The following is a 1,059-nucleotide window of genomic DNA, read 5'->3' on the forward strand; positions in this document are numbered from 1 at the left end:
CCCGTAATCTTGGGCTAAAATGCGGCTACTTCCGCCGATACCGCAACCGACATCTAAAACCGTTGTATTTGGGGGTAATTTATCCAAACTTCCCCAACGGACCATTTCATGTACAAAGTCTTCTTTGGCTTTGAGAAAATCCTTTCGTTCGGGCGGTGAACCGTAATGACCGAGGTGAATATGTTCGCCCCAGTAGAACTCCAGAATACCATCTTCAGTCCATTCGTCGTAGGAATTGGCGACAGAATCAGAAGATTGATAACGACGAGCGCTGATTAGATACAATCCAATCCCTAACGTCAGGATGATGAGGAAAATCCCCAGAATGTAAAATAAACTCATTTGAAATTTAACTAAAATAACGTTCAAAAACTCAACAACTCAACATTGATTCATCTTACATCCTGCACCCTGTTCGACGTTTATTCAAATTCATTACACTCTGTCTCCACCGTCTAAAACTGCATAACTCCAACGACCCCAAAAATAAGTTAAAAGTGAAGCAACATCTACCCTAACCCAAACTCCGATGCTGAACCCGAAAGCCCTAACCCTAGCGGTGGTAATTGGTGTGTTGAGTCCCACAGTACCCACAAACGTTTTGTCTGAGTCTCCCGTTCTCGTACAAACTCAACAGCAACGTCAAGCCGAAGCCGATCGATTTTTACAGCAGGGTATTCAACAATTTAATATAAGCCAATTTCGAGAAGCGTTGCAGTCTTTCCAACAATCTTTAGAAATTTATCGGGAAATCGGTAATAGACAAGGAGAAGCGAAATCTCTGGGCAATTTGGGCAATGCTTACTGGTATTTGGGGCAGTATCAAAAAGCGATAGAATTCTATCAGCAGCAGTTAACCATTGCACGGGAAATAGGTGATCGCTATGGGGAAGCGGCTTCTCTGAACAATTTGGGCTGGGCTTACTGGAACTTATCTCAGTATCAGCAGGCAATAGAACTTCATCAGCAGTCTTTGACCATTTTCCGTGAAATCAACGTTCGCAAAGGCGAAGCCGATTCTCTGGGCAATTTGGGTCTTGTCTACAGATCGGAAGAGCA

1 protein-coding gene and 1 pseudogene are annotated in these 1,059 nt (G+C 43.5%); one reads left to right on the top strand and one right to left on the bottom strand.

The window, feature by feature from the left end:
* Window positions 1–342: pseudogene (locus tag M595_RS27855) on the bottom strand (SAM-dependent methyltransferase); the annotation flags it as partial.
* 187 nt (window positions 343–529) lie between these two features.
* Here M595_RS27855 and M595_RS27860 point away from each other — a divergent pair.
* The coding region (locus tag M595_RS27860) for a tetratricopeptide repeat protein (RefSeq protein WP_023069897.1) at window positions 530–1,059 on the top strand (530 nt) is incomplete at its 3' end.

Source organism: Lyngbya aestuarii BL J (genome assembly GCF_000478195.2).
GTDB lineage: Bacteria > Cyanobacteriota > Cyanobacteriia > Cyanobacteriales > Microcoleaceae > Capilliphycus > Capilliphycus aestuarii.